17 protein-coding genes are annotated in these 14228 nt (G+C 67.1%); 8 read left to right on the top strand and 9 right to left on the bottom strand.

The genetic code is table 11. From position 1 onward, the window contains the following. Nucleotides 1-21: 21 nt before the first annotated feature. The 6 genes from THPRO_RS09325 to THPRO_RS09300 form a co-directional block, all read right to left on the bottom strand. The gene (locus tag THPRO_RS09325; protein WP_038087830.1) at nucleotides 22-489 is read right to left on the bottom strand and encodes an FKBP-type peptidyl-prolyl cis-trans isomerase; all 468 of its coding nucleotides are present in this window, start codon (nucleotides 487-489) and stop codon (nucleotides 22-24) included. Beyond that, a complete protein-coding gene (locus tag THPRO_RS09320) occupies nucleotides 486-806 on the bottom strand; it encodes a low molecular weight phosphatase family protein (RefSeq protein ID WP_038087834.1) in 321 nt (106 codons plus the stop codon). The genes THPRO_RS09325 and THPRO_RS09320 overlap by 4 nt, the downstream gene beginning before the upstream one ends. After that, nucleotides 806-1273, bottom strand: coding sequence for a universal stress protein (locus tag THPRO_RS09315; RefSeq protein WP_038088162.1), 468 nt, complete (start codon nucleotides 1271-1273; stop codon nucleotides 806-808). The genes THPRO_RS09320 and THPRO_RS09315 overlap by 1 nt, the downstream gene beginning before the upstream one ends. Nucleotides 1274-1378: 105 nt before the next feature. Next, nucleotides 1379-2899 carry a DHA2 family efflux MFS transporter permease subunit gene (locus THPRO_RS09310; protein WP_038087838.1) on the bottom strand — a complete coding sequence of 507 codons (1521 nt, stop codon included), beginning with the start codon at nucleotides 2897-2899 and terminating at the stop codon, nucleotides 1379-1381. Next, nucleotides 2896-3915, bottom strand: coding sequence for an HlyD family secretion protein (locus tag THPRO_RS09305; RefSeq protein WP_038087841.1), 1020 nt, complete (start codon nucleotides 3913-3915; stop codon nucleotides 2896-2898). The genes THPRO_RS09310 and THPRO_RS09305 overlap by 4 nt, the downstream gene beginning before the upstream one ends. Nucleotides 3916-3945: 30 nt before the next feature. Continuing rightward, the gene (locus THPRO_RS09300; RefSeq protein ID WP_038087843.1) at nucleotides 3946-4377 is read right to left on the bottom strand and encodes a MarR family winged helix-turn-helix transcriptional regulator; all 432 of its coding nucleotides are present in this window, start codon (nucleotides 4375-4377) and stop codon (nucleotides 3946-3948) included. Between the two features lie 113 nt (nucleotides 4378-4490). Here THPRO_RS09300 and THPRO_RS09295 point away from each other — a divergent pair, with 113 nt between their 5' ends. Then, on the top strand, nucleotides 4491-4706 hold the full coding sequence (locus tag THPRO_RS09295) for a hypothetical protein (RefSeq protein WP_038087847.1): 216 nt from the start codon (nucleotides 4491-4493) through the stop codon (nucleotides 4704-4706). A 25-nt stretch (nucleotides 4707-4731) separates the two neighbouring features. Here the strand turns inward: THPRO_RS09295 and THPRO_RS09290 are convergent, their stop codons facing one another. Next, nucleotides 4732-5919: a hypothetical protein gene (locus THPRO_RS09290; protein WP_065089538.1), complete on the bottom strand. Its 1188-nt coding sequence runs from the start codon at nucleotides 5917-5919 to the stop codon at nucleotides 4732-4734. 7 nt (nucleotides 5920-5926) lie between these two features. Beyond that, a complete protein-coding gene (nadA, locus tag THPRO_RS09285) occupies nucleotides 5927-7009 on the bottom strand; it encodes a quinolinate synthase NadA (protein ID WP_052064117.1) in 1083 nt (360 codons plus the stop codon). Between the two features lie 131 nt (nucleotides 7010-7140). Between nadA and THPRO_RS09280 the strand changes: the two genes are divergently transcribed. Together THPRO_RS09280 and THPRO_RS09275 are read left to right on the top strand one after the other, a co-directional pair. Further along, the gene (locus tag THPRO_RS09280; RefSeq protein ID WP_038087851.1) at nucleotides 7141-7569 is read left to right on the top strand and encodes a hypothetical protein; all 429 of its coding nucleotides are present in this window, start codon (nucleotides 7141-7143) and stop codon (nucleotides 7567-7569) included. Between the two features lie 7 nt (nucleotides 7570-7576). Continuing rightward, entirely contained in the window at nucleotides 7577-8104 is a 528-nt protein-coding gene (locus THPRO_RS09275; protein WP_161489961.1) for a protein disulfide oxidoreductase, read from the top strand. Nucleotides 8105-8280: 176 nt separating this feature from the next. Here the strand turns inward: THPRO_RS09275 and THPRO_RS09270 are convergent, their stop codons facing one another. After that, entirely contained in the window at nucleotides 8281-9030 is a 750-nt protein-coding gene (locus tag THPRO_RS09270; protein WP_038087855.1) for a ParA family protein, read from the bottom strand. Nucleotides 9031-9170: 140 nt separating this feature from the next. On the opposite strand from THPRO_RS09270, the gene THPRO_RS09265 reads away from it, so the two are divergent. Genes THPRO_RS09265 through THPRO_RS09245 form a run of 5 tightly spaced genes read left to right on the top strand, consistent with a single transcriptional unit; the run spans nucleotide 9171 to nucleotide 14168 of the window. Continuing rightward, a complete protein-coding gene (locus THPRO_RS09265; protein ID WP_407922448.1) occupies nucleotides 9171-10985 on the top strand; it encodes an AMP-dependent synthetase/ligase in 1815 nt (604 codons plus the stop codon). Next, nucleotides 10978-11379 (top strand): acyl-CoA thioesterase, encoded by a 402-nt coding sequence (locus THPRO_RS09260; protein WP_038087862.1) that lies wholly within the window; start codon nucleotides 10978-10980, stop codon nucleotides 11377-11379. The genes THPRO_RS09265 and THPRO_RS09260 overlap by 8 nt, the downstream gene beginning before the upstream one ends. Before the next feature lie 44 nt (nucleotides 11380-11423). Continuing rightward, nucleotides 11424-12791 carry an OmpP1/FadL family transporter gene (locus tag THPRO_RS09255; RefSeq protein WP_052064119.1) on the top strand — a complete coding sequence of 456 codons (1368 nt, stop codon included), beginning with the start codon at nucleotides 11424-11426 and terminating at the stop codon, nucleotides 12789-12791. Between the two features lie 43 nt (nucleotides 12792-12834). Continuing rightward, the gene (locus THPRO_RS09250; protein WP_038087869.1) at nucleotides 12835-13830 is read left to right on the top strand and encodes an acrylyl-CoA reductase family protein; all 996 of its coding nucleotides are present in this window, start codon (nucleotides 12835-12837) and stop codon (nucleotides 13828-13830) included. After that, on the top strand, nucleotides 13827-14168 hold the full coding sequence (locus THPRO_RS09245; RefSeq protein ID WP_038087872.1) for an STAS domain-containing protein: 342 nt from the start codon (nucleotides 13827-13829) through the stop codon (nucleotides 14166-14168). Before THPRO_RS09250 ends, THPRO_RS09245 begins: the two co-directional genes overlap by 4 nt. The last annotated feature ends 60 nt before the right edge of the window (nucleotides 14169-14228 follow it).

The following is a 14228-nucleotide window of genomic DNA, read 5'->3' as shown; positions in this document are numbered from 1 at the left end:
TACCGCAGCCGCCGTGTGCAGTCACCCCGTGCCGGATGGGGGCGTACCGTCGACGGCCCCGTCGACGGCGAGGATCTGCAGTCCGACGGTGAGCACGTGGCCGGCAAAGGGATGATTGAAATCGACGGTGACGGCAGCCTCGTCGATTTCGACCACGGCGCCGGGCAATTCGTCGCCGCCGGGCGTGGTGAAGCCGATGATGTCGCCCGGCGCGACGGCCATGTCCGCCGGAAATTCGTGACGCGGCAGCGTCTTCACCAGCGCCGCGTCGCGCGCGCCGAAGCCGCGTTCCGGCGGCAGCATCACCACGTCGCTGCTGCCGACCGAGCGCCCGATCAGCAGTTTCTCCAGGTTGGGATGCAGGGCGCCTGTGCCGAGCGTCACTTCCACCGGTTCGTCGCCCACGGTGGCGTCGGCCACCGTGCCGTCTTCGAGCGTGATTGCGTAGTGCAGGCGCACGCGGCTATGCGGGCCGACGATGGCGCTCATGCCGTGTCCTCCTCGATCCGCGAGAGCAGGCGCAGGCCGCCGAGCATGCCGCGGATCCGCTGCTCGCGTTCGGTTGCGCTCGCGGGTGGCCAGTGGACGTGGCGCGCGATGGGCGGCAGTGGCGGCAACGTGTCGCGCGCGTCCTGATCGAGACTCACCACGAGGTCCGCCCAGGCCAGCGCCGTGGCCTGCGGCGGGGCGAGCGCGGCGCGCGGCTCGATCCAGCCAGCGCCGAGGCGTGCCGCGCGGGCGCCGATATCCGCGGCGGCCGTGTCGGTGGCCACGAACAGCACGCGGGCGGGGCGTTTATAAGGCATCAGGCGACGTCCACCTCGGCTGGCGCGTGCGCCTCGCCGGGGTGCTGGGCGACAAGAATGCTGCATTCGAGTTCGTCGAGCAGCGAGGCACCCAGCGAGGAGCGCCACCAGCGCGTGAGCGTGGTGCGGCGACTGTGGCCGAGCACCACGAGATCGGCCTCTATTTCGCGCGCCACGCTGACCACCTGATCCACGGGGTCGCCAAGCACTAGACGCCCATGCGCATTGAGCCCACGCTGATGCAGCCGGGTCACGCCTTCGTTGAGAATCGCCTGATAGCGCTCATGGTCGGCATTGAGTATCTCGCCGGCATTGAAGCCCTCGCCGACGGAGAGGCCGAGCGACATGGGCATCACCGAGAGCAGGACGACGCTCGCGCCGCAGAGTACGGCAAGGTCGGCGCCCTGGCGCAATGCGATGCGGCATTCGCGGGTGCCGTCGTAGGCGAGCAGAATGGTGTGGTACATGACGTTTCCCCTGTCAGTCATGTCGAGCCGGTACGCAGCACCCGGCACGGTGGCGAAATTCTGCCCCATTCCCGGAGGATAGTCGATGCGGCGGGCAGGCCCGGATCAGCGGCCGGGCGCACGTCGGCCGAGATCGACGCGGCGCATCAGCAATACCAGCGGCAACATGATCAGGAATCCCCAGGTGATCAGTAAAAAGGCGTCGAGAAAACCCACCATGTCGGCTTGACGGTGCAGCAGCTGACCGAGGAGCTGGGGTGCGGCAGGCGAGTGTACGCCCATGCCCAGGCCGCGCAGGTAGTCATCGACGGCGGGGTTCATGTCGGTGATATGACCGCCGAGTTGATTCCAGGCCATCTGGGTGTGGCGCGTCAGTACCGTGGAGACGATGGAGATGCCGATGGACGAACCGATGGTGCGCAACAGGCTGAACAGTCCGGCGGCCTCGGCCGAATCGCGTGGCGGCAGCGACGAGAAGGCGACGGTGGACATGGGAACGAATATGAGACCCATGCCGAGTCCTTGCAGCACGATTGGCCAGACCGACCAGTAGATGTCGATGTCCAGGCTGTAGAGCGTCATCGCCCAGGCGCCGGTGCTCGCCAGCACGATGCCCGTCGCGATCAGGATGCGCGGGTCGATGCGGCCGATCAGCCGGCCGACCAGCATCATGCTGAACATGCTGGCGAGGCCGCGCGGGGCCATGACCAGGCCGGTGGTCAGCGCCGGGTAGCTGAGCAGTCCCTCCAGCATCAGCGGTTGCACCAGGGCGGTGCCGTAAAGGCCGAGTCCGAACACGGCGATCAACAGGCTGGCGGTGGTGAAATTGCGGTCGCGGAAGATGCCGAGCCGGAAGATCGCGTGATCGCCCGCTCGTACCGCGTGCACGATGAAGGCGATGAAGCTCACGACAGCGATGGCCGAAAGCAGCGTGATGGTGTTCGAGGAAAACCAGGCGTCCTCGTTGCCGCGGTCGAGCACGTACTGCACCGTGCCGATCGCCAGGCCCATGAGCAGGAACCCGGTCCAGTCCATTCGCCGTTCGCGCCGTTCGGTATCGGGCACCACGCGCCAGGCGAGCAGTAGCGAGAGCATGCCGACCGGCACATTGATGTAGAAGGTCCAGCGCCAGCTCAGCACCTCGGTGAGGTAGCCGCCGAGGGTGGGTCCGAGGATCGGGCCGATCATCACGCCCATGCCCCAGATCGCCATCGCGCGGCCGCGCTGTTCCAGCGGGTAGGTGTTCACCATCAGAGACTGCGACAGTGGTACCAGCGCGGCGCCGAACACGCCCTGCGCGAGTCGGAAGATCACGATTTCGGCGACATTGGTCGACAGTCCACAGAGAGCCGAGCTGACCACGAAGCCGGCCACGCTGAGCATGAGATAGCGCTTTTGGCCGAGCCGGTCGGTGAAATAACCGGTCAGTGGCATGAAGATGCCGGAGGCGACGAGATAGCTGGTCAGCACCCAGGAAATCTGGTCGCGGGTGGCGCTGAGCTGACCCTGCATATGCGGCAGGGCCACGTTGACGATGGTCGTGTCCAGCACCTGCATGATGGTGGCCGACATCACCGCAATGGTGATGAGCAGCCGCTCGCGCGGGCCGGTCTGCACTGCGCTCACGGCGAGGCGCGGCCTGTTCCGGCGGCGGGTTTGTCGACGGTGTCGACGGTGACCTCGGCGGAGGTGCCCACCCGCAGCGGGTAGCGGGGGTCGGTGTCGAGAATCTCGACGCGTACCGGTACCCGCTGCGTGACCTTCACCCAGTTGCCGGTGGCGTTTTCCGGCGGCAGCAGCGAGAAGGCCGCGCCACTGGCGGGATTGATGCTGACCACTCTGCCGTGGAAGGAGTGGTCCGGGTACATGTCGACGGTCACCGTGGCCGACTGGCCGGGGTGGATGCGTGCGAGATCGGTTTCCTTGTAATTGGCATCCACCCACCAGTGACGGCCGCAGACCAGGACGAAATTGGGTTGCCCGAGCGTGACCGAATCACCGGGGCGCAGGCTCAGCTGCGACAGCGTACCGTCGCAGGCGGCCTTGACCGTGGTGTCCGAGAGATTGGATTCGGCGATGCCGAGCGCCGCCTCTGCGGAGCGGATTTCCCCGTTGGCATGACCGCTGGGGCCTTGTTGCGCCAATGCCTGCTGCAGGTTGGCCTGTGCCACTGCGAGCGCGGCGCGTGCCGCACGCGCGGCATCGGTCGCGTCCTCTACGGCCTGGGTGTTGGTGTAGCCGCGCTTGGCGAGTGCCTGCTGGCGCCTGGCCCTGGATTCGGCGTTGGCCAAGCGTACCTCGGCCTGGCTGACGTCGGCCCGCGCCGCGCTCACTGCGGCCTGGAGGGCGGCGACATGCTGCTTTGCCAGCTCAAGCCGGGCCCTGGCCTCTTTGACCTGCAGCGCAAAGGTGGTCGGGTCGATGCGATACAGCGTCTCGCCAGCCGTCACCCGCTGATGATCGTGTACGTCAACGGCGACGATCCGGCCGGACACGCGCGGCGCCACGCGGATAACGTGCGCGCCCACGTAGGCATCGTCGGTGCTCGGGTAGTACTCCCGGTGATGCCAGTAGGTATAGCCGGCGACGGTGAATCCGGCAAAGACGATCACACTGGCGGCGATCTTCAGGCTGCGCTTCATGAAGTCCTCGATATCATGTTTGCGGGATGATCAGATCTGGTTGGCACGCTGCTTGATGTGGGCCAACACGCGGGTGCAGCACTGGATTTCATCGGGGCTGAGTCCGTCGAGCAGTTCACGTCGCAGCGCGCCGGCGACCGCCTTGATCTCGCGCGACACGGCATGCGCCTGCTCGGTCAGATGGACCGACTTGCAGCGGCGGTCCTCGGGATGCTCGCGGCGCTCGATCCAGCCGTCGTGCGCCATTCGGTCCAGCAGGCCGACCAACGATGCGCCCTCGATGCCGAGCAGATTGGCCAGCTCCCGCTGCATCAGTCCGTCGCCTTGCTTGGAGAGATAGAGAATGGCCATCCATTTGGCCTGGCTAAGCCCCAGCGGCCGCAGACGCTGGTCTAGCTTGTTGCGCCAGACGCGCGCCGTTTCCGAGAGTTGGCCGCCGAATTGTTCATGGGAGTCGTTCATGGCGATGTCTGCATGGGGTTAATTATTAGCTTCCTAATTATACATGCCCTACTTATTGGCACAAGCACTTCCAGGGCGGACAATGTCTCGTCCGATGGTCAATGGAGTAGCGCGTGAATCACCTGGAACGATATCCCCTGGACGAGCTGAAGCTGATCTACCGCACCCTGCACGCGGCCTTGCCAGAAAATCCGGAACTGATGGATTCGGTGCTGCTGGAGGAGCTGCAGGGGTATCTGCAGACGCGCGCGCGCGAAGCCGGCGTGGATGTTTCGCTGCATGCGCAGTGGGCGGCGTGGCTGGGGGGCGAATTGCTGCGCGGCCTTTAGACCGCGCGGTCGCTGGCGCCGGAGGTCAGCCGATCAGACGGGCGCTGCGGCGCAGCGCCTGCACGAGGTCTTTCTCGAGTTCGTCGAGGTCTTCCATGCGGATCAGCGCCGCGTTGCTCAGCCAGGCGGTGGCCTGCTCGCGCTTGCGCGCGAAGTACAGCAGGATGAATTCCTCCGACTTGAGCACGTAGCGGATGGCGCCCTGCGGGTCGACCTGCAGGAACGGATTGCTGGCGATCTGGCGGGCGGAATGTTCCTGCATCATGCAGTACTGGTTGAGCAGGTAATACAGCGCGGTGCGGGCCTGGCTGAGCAGTTCGCGCACGAATTCGCGCGCCTGCGGGTGCAGGCTGGCGTCGACGATGGTATCGAGCCAGTTGGTCAGGTCGGTTTCGGAAATGGGGACGTCCGCGCTCTTGAGTTCGGCCGCCAGCTGAATGATGCGGGTCTGCAGCTCGCTCTGCTGCTCCTGGGTCTTGCGCCGCTGCAGTGTGCGCTGAAGCAGGCCGCCGGTGGCCTGCAGTTCCTTGGACAGCTGCTGTAGTTCGAGGCGGATGGTTTCGCGCTTTTCCTGCAGCGATTCGACCAGGGCGCGCTTGCGCGACATTTCCAGCCGGGTCAGCTGCAGGCGCAGGGTGAAGAACTGGCCGAGCAGCTGATTGATGCCGTTGATCGCGTGATCCAGGCGGTCGCAGGCCTGCCGAACGGGCGGTTGGAGGCGTTCATCGCGAGGCATGCGCTCGCGCAACAGCTCGCGGGCGCGGATGGTTTCGATCAGCTCGGCACGCACGTCGATCAGCAGATCGTTCATGCGCTTGATGTTGGCGCCCAGCAGCACGAAGTCGGCGCGGCGCTCGCCGCGGGCGATGTCCTGGCGCAGCGAGATGAGTTCGAGCAGTTTGTTGCGGAACACGCGGATGTTGGCCGTGGTGCCGGCGTGGCGCGAACGGTCGAGAGCCGTGATCGCGTCGTCGCCGATCGCTTCCTGCAGGCGGACGCGCAGCGAAAGATGGTAGGCGTTGGCCTCCATGATCAGGCCTTCGATGGCGTTGCGCGAGTAGTAGGGTGCTTCTTCGACGAGGTCCTCGGGGATGTGGTCGGGGAGCTTCTCGACCGGCAGGCGGGCGATCTCGGCCGGCGGCAGATCCTGCACCAGCTTGCGCAGCACCTCCAGGGTGATGGCCGGCGTGCCGCGTTGCGAGGTGGCGCTCATGCGGGCTTCATGCGTCGCCAAGGCCCATGACTTCGCGCCTGAGCTCGGCGGCGAAGTCCAGCATGCGCTGGGTGGCCTGTTGCGCCTTGACGCGGGTCTTCTCCTCCACGTGAATTTCCCCCTCCCCGGTTTCCAGTGTCTTGAGCAGCGCGCGCAGCGAGTTCATCGCCATCCACGGACAGTGCGCGCAGCTGCGGCAGGTGGCGCCGTGTCCGCCGGTTGGTGCCTCGATCAGGGTCTTGCCGGGCGCGGCCTGACGCATCTTGTGGAAGATGCGGTTGTCGGTGGCGACGATGAAGGCCGGGTTGGGCAGGGTGCGGGCCGCGTCGATCAGCTGAGTGGTCGAGCCGACCGCGTCGGCCAGCGCGATCACCGATGCCGGCGATTCCGGATGGACCAGAACGGCGGCCTCGGGGTGCCGGGCCTTGAGCTGTTCCAGGGCCTGGGCGCGGAATTCGTCATGCACCACGCACGACCCGTTCCACATCAGCATGTCGGCCCCCGTCTGCGCCTGCACGTAGGCGCCCAGGTGTTTGTCGGGGGCCCAGATGATCTTTTTCCCCTGGCGGTGCAGATGCGCTACCAGCTTGACCGCGATGCTCGAGGTGACCACGTAGTCGGCACGGGCCTTCACCGCCGCGCTGGTATTGGAATAGACCACCACCGTGCGTTCCGGGTGGGCATCGCAGAAGGGAATGAAATCATCCGCCGGACATTCCAGATCGAGCGAGCATTCGGCCTCGAGCGAAGGTATCAGCACGCGCTTTTCGGGATTGAGGATTTTCGCGGTTTCGCCCATGAAGCGGACGCCGGCGACCACGATGGTGCTGGCCGGGTGCTCATGACCAAAACGCGCCATGTCGAGGGAATCGGAGACGGTGCCGCCGGTTTCCTCGGCGATGCGCTGCAGGGCTTCGTCGACGTAGTAATGCGCCACCAGCACCGCGTCGCGTTCGCGCAGCAGATGCTTGATGCGCGCCATGGCCTGATCGCGCGCCGGTCCGGTCAACGGGGGGTCCAGCGCGATCACGCCCGCTGTTCGCGGCACGACGATGCGGGGAATCTCGGGAATGGCTTCGGCCAGACTCATGCGTGAACGATTCTCACGGCTGTGCGTAATCACGAGTGTAACCCAGCGATTGCAGTGCGGCATCCCCGCGGGGCTTGGCGTCCGGCGACTCAGGCGGTAATTTGACGCCTTTCGTCGGGAAGGACAGAAAAATGGACTATACGGCGGCCTACCGGGCCCTGTCGATCGAGGAACGCAAGGCGTTGGCGCTGGCGGCGGATCTCGACGCGGGGTTTCGTCCGCATCTGGTGCGCGACCAATGGAGCCTGGTCAAGATCTATTTCGGGCGACGCGCGGATCTATGCCCGGACGAAGTCGCCCTGCTGATCGAGGATCCTGACCAGACCGTGCGCATCACCTGCGCACGGCGCGAGGATCTGACGCCCGAGCAGGTGGCACGCTGCGTCGAGGACCGCGACCCCAATCTGCGCTATTTCATCGCCCGCAACGTATTGCTGACCGAGGCGCAGCGCGAGCGCCTGCTGGGAGACGAGGACCCACTGGTACGCAAGGCCGCCGGCAAGGGCCCCAAGCGTCGGCGGCTTGCCGCACGTCCCGGGCAGGCCGAGGTGATCCGCTGAGGTGCCCGTGTCGGCTTGGCTGAGGCGTCTGCGCCCCGGTCGCCGGACCTGGCTGAGGCTGGGGCGCGACGCCGCCATCCTGTTGGTCGTATACGCCGCGGTATCGCTGTGGCAGACACGTCACCTTGCGAGCGGCTCGGCGCCGGCACTGGCCGCGCACGCGATCGACGGCAGCCCCGTCAGCCTCGATGCCCTGCATGGCCGCCCGGTGCTGGTGATGTTCTGGGGCACCTGGTGCCCGATCTGCCGTACCGAGCTGAGCACCCTGCAGGCGCTGTCGCGCGACTGGGCGGTGGTGACCGTGGCCATGGATTCGGGCGATGCCGCCAAAATCCGGGCCTTCATGCGCGAACGGCATCTCGATTTCACGGTCATCGCCGATCCGCAGGGCGCGATGTCGCGCCGCTGGGGCGTGGTTGCCGTGCCTGCGGGATTCGTGATCGGCCCGGCGGGCCAGATTCGCTTCCGGCTGGTCGGTCTGACCTCGAGCTGGGGCTTGCGCGCACGCCTGTGGTTGGCGCGCGGCGGTTTCTAGGGCCTGGTCACCCGATGGGGTGGCGTGCCGATGTGACTGAAAAACCGCAAGGTCGGGCCGCTATTCATGTTTCGCGGTGTTGCCGCGCGCTCATGTGACCGGCCACGCCGCGCGCGGCACCTGGCCTGCCACGAAAAGCGACTCTGCAGCACGCCAATTCTTAGCGCGAACAGACCCTAGCCGTCGCCGTGCAGGCGCAGCAGTCCGGCAAGCGCCTGCCACAGGGCCGCGTAGGCCAACGCAGGCGGCGTGCGCGGCGCGAACAGCGGCAGTGGCAGCCGCCGCGGCCCCATCTGCTCGACGGCCGAGGCGTAGGGAATGGCGGTGTGCAGCAGCGTGCGGATCTGCGCCGGCAGCGCCGCGACGAGTTCGCGGTGTAGCCGGCGTCGGCGATCCACCTGGGTCAGGAAGGGATACAACCGCAGTCCGGTGAGCCGGCGCTTGGCCAGATATCGCACCAGCACCTCATAGGCATGCACCGACAGCGTGGTGGGAATCATCGGCATGGCGATCACGTCGGCGTGCGCGAGCGCCGCCTCGTTGACGGCCTGCAGCCCCGCGGGGCAGTCGTAGATCAGCAGGTGGTAGTCTTCCGCCAGGGGGGCCGACAGGCGTGCCAGCAGGGCGCCGTGATCGGCCTGGGCGGCCTCCAGATGCAGGCTGGAGAGGCCGCCGGCGAGCAGGTCCAGGCGCGCTACCCCGGTGTGCCTGATCAATTCGCCGATCGGCGTCCTGCCGCGCGCAAGGCGTTTCATGCCGCCGGTCTCGTCCATGTCGACGCCGAGATACCAGGCCGCCGCACCCTGCGGATCGAGATCCCAGAGCAGGGTCTTGAAGCCGCTGGCGGCGGCGAGCGCGGCGAGATTGACCGCTGAAACGGTCTTGCCGACGCCGCCTTTGAGATTGAACAGGGCGAGGGTTTTCATGTCGGGGTGAGCGCCCTATGACGGGACTGTTACACTTGGGTCCGGCCGCCTGGGGGCGGTGGGGCGACAGATACTCTAACACCGTCCGGCGGACAGCGGCGCTGGCCAGAGGCGGCAGGCATAAGGATACAGGCATGGTCTTGCAAACAGACCTGATCCGGCTGGAGGAGGCCGGCAATCTCAGCGGACTGTTCCACGAGCGCGTGCGTCGCACGCCGGAGCGGGTGGCCTATACCCACTTCGACGCGGGCAGCCAGCGCTGGGTGGACACCACCTGGCGGGAGATGGCGCTGGAAGTGGGCCGCTGGCAAGCGGCGATGCGCCGCGAGGGGCTGCAGCCCGGCGACCGCGTCGCGGTGATGCTGCGCAATGCGCGCGAGTGGGTGGTGCTCGATCAGGCCGCGCTCGGGCTGGGGCTGGTGACGGTGCCGCTGTATACCGACGACCGGCCCGACAACGTCGCTCATATCGTCGAGGAAACCGAGGCGCGTCTGCTGGTGGTGAACGGCCGACGCCAGTGGCGTCGCCTGCAGGAGGTCAAGGCCGGATTCGATTCGCTCCGGCGCATCGTCAGTCTGGCCAACATCGAGATCGAGGACGGCGCGCGCGACCGGCATCTCGAATCCTTCGCGGAGTGGAGTTTCGGCTGCCACGGTGAGCCGCAGCGCCTGGAGGCGGATGCCGATACCCTCGCCAGCGTCGTTTACACCTCCGGCACGGCGGGCCGCCCCAAGGGCGTGATGCTCACGCACGGCAATCTGCTCGGCAACGCCTGGGCGGTGTGCGACGTGGAGCCATTGACCGCCGACGACGTGTTTCTGTCCTTCCTGCCGCTGTCGCACACGCTCGAACGCACCGGCGGCTACTATTTCCCGATGTTCTACGGTGCCCGCGTCGCCTACGCTCGCTCGGTGCAGCAGCTCGGCGAGGATCTGCGCGCGGTGCGGCCCACCGTGCTGATTTCGGTGCCGCGCGTGTACGAGCGCCTGCATGCGCGCATCGCCAAGGGGCTGTCGCGCAAATCCGCGCTGTCGCGAAGTCTTTTCGAGCTGACCGTCAAGGTCGGCGCGCGCCGTTATCTGCGCGGACTGGGTCAGGCCGCCTGGCGGCCCACGCAGGCGTTGTGGCCGTTGCTCGACCGGTTGGTCGCCGCGAGGATCCGCGCGCAGCTCGGCGGTCGACTGCGTTTCGCCGTCTGCGGCGGCGCGCCGTTGTCGCCGCAGCTGGCGCGGGAGTTTTCGGCTCTGGGCATGCCTGTGTTGCAGGGCTACGGCTTGACCGAGGCCAGCCCGGTGGTCAGCGTCAACCGCCCGGCGGACAACCGTTTCGACAGCATCGGCGCGCCGCTCAAGGGTATCGAGGTGCGTATCGGCGCGGGCAGCGAACTGCAGCTGCGCGGCCCCAACGTGATGCGCGGCTACTGGCAGGACGAGACCGCGACGCGCGCCGTGCTGGATGCGGATGGCTGGCTGCGTACCGGCGACCAGGTGCGTCAGGACGAGGCCGGTCGGCTGTACATTACCGGACGCATCAAGGACATCATCGTGCTCAACAACGGCGAGAAGGTGCCGCCCTCGGAGATGGAGACCGCCATCGGCCTGGACGAACTGTTCGACCAGGTGGTGGTGGCCGGCGAGGGCCGTCCGTACCTCTCGGCGCTGGTGGTGCTCAACGCGGAAGCCTGGCCGGCCTTCGCCGCCGAGTGCGACGTCGATCCAGCGGATCCCGACGCGCTGCTCGACCGCTTCGTGGAGCGTCGCCTGCTGCAGCGTATCGGGCGCGCCCTGCATGACTTCCCGGGCTATGCCCAGATCCGGCGGCTGTCGGCCAGACTTGAACCCTGGACCCTGGAAGCGGGTCTGATGACCCCGACGCAGAAGCTCAAGCGCAAACGCATACTCACGCTGCACGAGCGCGATCTCACACGCCTTTACGAGGGAAACGGCGATGCCTGACGGCCATGAACTTCTGGCGGGCGATGAACCCGTCCTGCGCGTGCCGGCACGGCCCGCGGACATCAATGCCGGCGGCGATATCTTCGGCGGCTGGATCATGTCGCAGGTCGACATCGCCGGCAGTATCCCGGCGGTGGCGCTGGCGCAGGGGCGGGTGGTCACGGTCGCTGTACAGCGCCTGGTGTTCCTCAAGCCCGTCAAGGTCGGCGATCTGGTGAGCCTTTACGCCCGCGTCGAGAGCGTCGGGCGCACCTCGATCCGGGTCGCGGTCGAGGTGTATGTGCACCGCCGGCTGTCGCCGCCGGAATTCATACACGTCTGCGAGGCGGAGTTGACCTACGTCGCCATCGACGAGCAGGGCAAACCGCGTCCGGTTCCGAAATCGGCCGGATGAGATTCCAAGTTACCAAAACAACCTGATCAATAGGGGGAAGACCGATGCAACATGCCATTCGTGCGCGCGCGCGCATCCTGCTGGGCGCGGCCGCGCTCGTACTGCCGTTGAGCGGCCTGGCTGCCGGGTTTGCGATTACCGAACAGAATGCCACCGGCCTCGGCGACGCCTATGCCGGCGCCACGACCGGCAACGGCGAGGCCAGCGGGTTGTATTTCAATCCGGCGGCCATGGCCGACCTGCAGGGTACGCAGCTGAGCGCGGGCCTGATCGACATCGCGCCGACCATCCGCTTCAGCGACGGCCGGTCCAGCGTGGCGGGCATCGGCAATATCACCAACGGCAACAACGGCGGCAATGCTGGCGAGCAGGCATGGGTGCCGAATCTGTATCTGAGCCATGCGCTGGATGCGCGCACCCGCATCGGTTTCGGGTTCAGCGTGCCGTACGGGCTGGCAACGCAGTATCAGGACGGCTGGATCGGCCGCTACCATGCGCTGACCAGCGAGGTGCAGGTGATCAATCTGAATCCGGCGCTGTCCTACCGCGTCAGTCCGACCCTGAGCATCGGTGCCGGCCTCAACGCTCAGTACGCCAATGCCAACCTCAGCAGCGCCGTCGACAGCGGCTCGCTGTGCTACGGCGCGGCGGCACAGGGCCAAGTGCCGGGCGGATTCGCCACCTGCAACGCCTACGGACTGACACCCGGCAACCCGCAGGCGGACGGCCTGGCGCAGGTCAAGGGACACGATTGGGCCTTCGGTTGGAACGTCGGCCTGATCTACGATCTCACCCCGGCCACGCGGCTGGGCCTGAGCTATCGCGCGGCGGTCGACCACAAGCTCAAGGGGCAGGTGACCTACAGTCATATCCCCGCCCTGCTGGCCGGCAACCCACAGTTGGCCGACACCAGCGCATCGGCTGCGCTGGACCTGCCGGCAACGGCCTCGCTGGGCCTGACGCAACGCCTCGACCGGCGCTGGACGCTGAGCGGCGATCTGACCTGGACCCAGTGGAGCCGTTTCTCCAGTCTGCGGGTGGTCAAGGGCAACGGCCAGCCGGATCTGGTCACGACGGAGAACTGGCGCAATACCCTGCGTTATGCGCTCGGCCTGAGCTTCGCGCAGAACGAGCGTCTGACCTGGCGCGGCGGACTGGCCTTCGACCAAACGCCGGTACCCGATGCGCAGCACCGCACCGCGCGACTGCCCGGCAGCGACCGCACCTGGGTGTCGCTGGGCATGGGCTACCGCGTCAGCCCGCAGCTGAGCTGGGATCTCGGTTACACCTACATCCTGTTCCGCAACGTGCCCATCGACAACACCACCGAAGGCAGCTATCGCAACACCCTTACCGGCCAATACCGTGGCCACGTCAACATGATCGGCGCACAGGCGAACTACCGCTTCTGACGGTCGACGCCGGCGCGCCGCTCGCAACGCAGAGGAGAATCGCATGACCGCATTCCGGGCCTATCGCATTCACCGCGCTGAGGACGGCAGCGTGCGCGCCGGCGTCGAATCGTTGACCCTGGGCGATCTCAATCCGGGCGAGGTTGTCGTCCGCGCCCGCTATTCCGGGGTCAACTACAAGGATGCCCTGGCGGGTACCGGGCGCGGTCGCATCCTGCGGCGTTTTCCGCTGGTCGGCGGCATCGATGTCGCCGGCCGCGTGGAGAGTTCGACCGACACCGCCTTCGCGCCAGGCGACCGTGTGCTGATCACCGGCTGCGGACTGTCGGAAACGCGCGATGGCGGCTATGCGGACTATGTGCGGGTCCCGGCCGATTGCGTGGTGCCGCTGCCCGAGGGAATCGACGAATACGAAGCCATGGCCATCGGCACCGCCGGCTTCAGCGCGGCGCTGGCGGTGATGCGCCTGCAGGACAACCATCAGCATCCGGACATGGGGCCGATTCTGGTGACCGGGGCGACCGGCGGGGTCGGCGGTTTCGCGGTCGACCTGCTGGCGGGACTCGGCTACGAAGTGCATGCCCTGACCGGCAAGCCGGAGGCGGCGGCCTATCTGCAGGCGCTGGGTGCGGCGCAGGTGCTCGATCGCCGCGAACTGACGCTCGGCGATCGTCCACTGGAGTCGGCCCAGTGGGGCGGCGCCGTGGACGCCGTCGGTGGCGAAATCCTTGCATGGCTGACGCGCAGCGTGCGGCCCTACGGCAATATCGCCGCCGTGGGCCTGGCCGCAGGCACCGAACTCCAGACCACCGTACTGCCCTTCATCCTGCGCGGGGTCAGCCTGCTGGGCATCCATTCGGTCGACTGCGCGCCGGCCCTGCGGCGCGCGGTATGGGCGCGTCTGGCCGACGATCTAAAGCCGCGGCATCTGGCGAGAATGGTGGCCGGCACGGTAGGCCTGGAGGGTCTGGACGAAGTTTTCGAGCAGGTGCTGGCAGGCCGTATCCGCGGGCGCATGGTGGTGGACCTCGCGTCTTGACGGCGCCAGCGGAGTTTGTGCTGCGGCGTGAAGCCGACGGCACGATCGCGCTTTGTGGCGAACTCGATGCCGCTGGCGTGCCGTCGCTGCGCGCGCGCCTGCAGGTGCTGGCCGGCAGCGCCGCCGTATGCCGACTGGAGCTCGCCACGCTGGATCTGCTCGATGCCGGCGCGGTGATCGGCATGCTCGAAGCCGTGCGCTCGCTGGTGTCAGGCGGGGCCGACGTGACCCTGGTGCATGCGCCCCAGACGCTCGCGCATACGCTCTACCGCGTCGGCGCTCTTGGGCAACCGGGCCTGTTTCTGGTCGAGCCGAGGGAGGAAGAACCCTACGCTTGAGGCAAGGGCTTGTATCTCGGTTTCCACACGGCTATAAAGGGCGCCCGCCGCGCGCGGTCC

The sequence above is a fragment of the Acidihalobacter prosperus genome, from assembly GCF_000754095.2.
GTDB lineage: Bacteria > Pseudomonadota > Gammaproteobacteria > DSM-5130 > Acidihalobacteraceae > Acidihalobacter > Acidihalobacter prosperus.
This window is presented reverse-complemented; position numbering and strand designations above follow the sequence as displayed.

Bases quoted from the DNA above. Each gene is read 5' to 3' on its own strand.
- nadA (WP_052064117.1), bottom strand. From the start codon at position 7,009: ATGAGTCTGGCCGAAGCCATTCCCGAGATTCCCCGCATCGTCGTGCCG.
- THPRO_RS09305 (WP_038087841.1), bottom strand. From the start codon at position 3,915: ATGAAGCGCAGCCTGAAGATCGCCGCCAGTGTGATCGTCTTTGCCGGA.
- THPRO_RS09320 (WP_038087834.1), bottom strand. From the start codon at position 806: ATGCCTTATAAACGCCCCGCCCGCGTGCTGTTCGTGGCCACCGACACG.
- THPRO_RS09290 (WP_065089538.1), bottom strand. From the start codon at position 5,919: ATGAGCGCCACCTCGCAACGCGGCACGCCGGCCATCACCCTGGAGGTG.
- THPRO_RS09325 (WP_038087830.1), bottom strand. From the start codon at position 489: ATGAGCGCCATCGTCGGCCCGCATAGCCGCGTGCGCCTGCACTACGCA.
- THPRO_RS09250 (WP_038087869.1), top strand. From the start codon at position 12,835: ATGACCGCATTCCGGGCCTATCGCATTCACCGCGCTGAGGACGGCAGC.
- THPRO_RS09280 (WP_038087851.1), top strand. From the start codon at position 7,141: ATGGACTATACGGCGGCCTACCGGGCCCTGTCGATCGAGGAACGCAAG.
- THPRO_RS09300 (WP_038087843.1), bottom strand. From the start codon at position 4,377: ATGAACGACTCCCATGAACAATTCGGCGGCCAACTCTCGGAAACGGCG.
- THPRO_RS09315 (WP_038088162.1), bottom strand. From the start codon at position 1,273: ATGTACCACACCATTCTGCTCGCCTACGACGGCACCCGCGAATGCCGC.
- THPRO_RS09270 (WP_038087855.1), bottom strand. From the start codon at position 9,030: ATGAAAACCCTCGCCCTGTTCAATCTCAAAGGCGGCGTCGGCAAGACC.
- THPRO_RS09260 (WP_038087862.1), top strand. From the start codon at position 10,978: ATGCCTGACGGCCATGAACTTCTGGCGGGCGATGAACCCGTCCTGCGC.
- THPRO_RS09255 (WP_052064119.1), top strand. From the start codon at position 11,424: ATGCAACATGCCATTCGTGCGCGCGCGCGCATCCTGCTGGGCGCGGCC.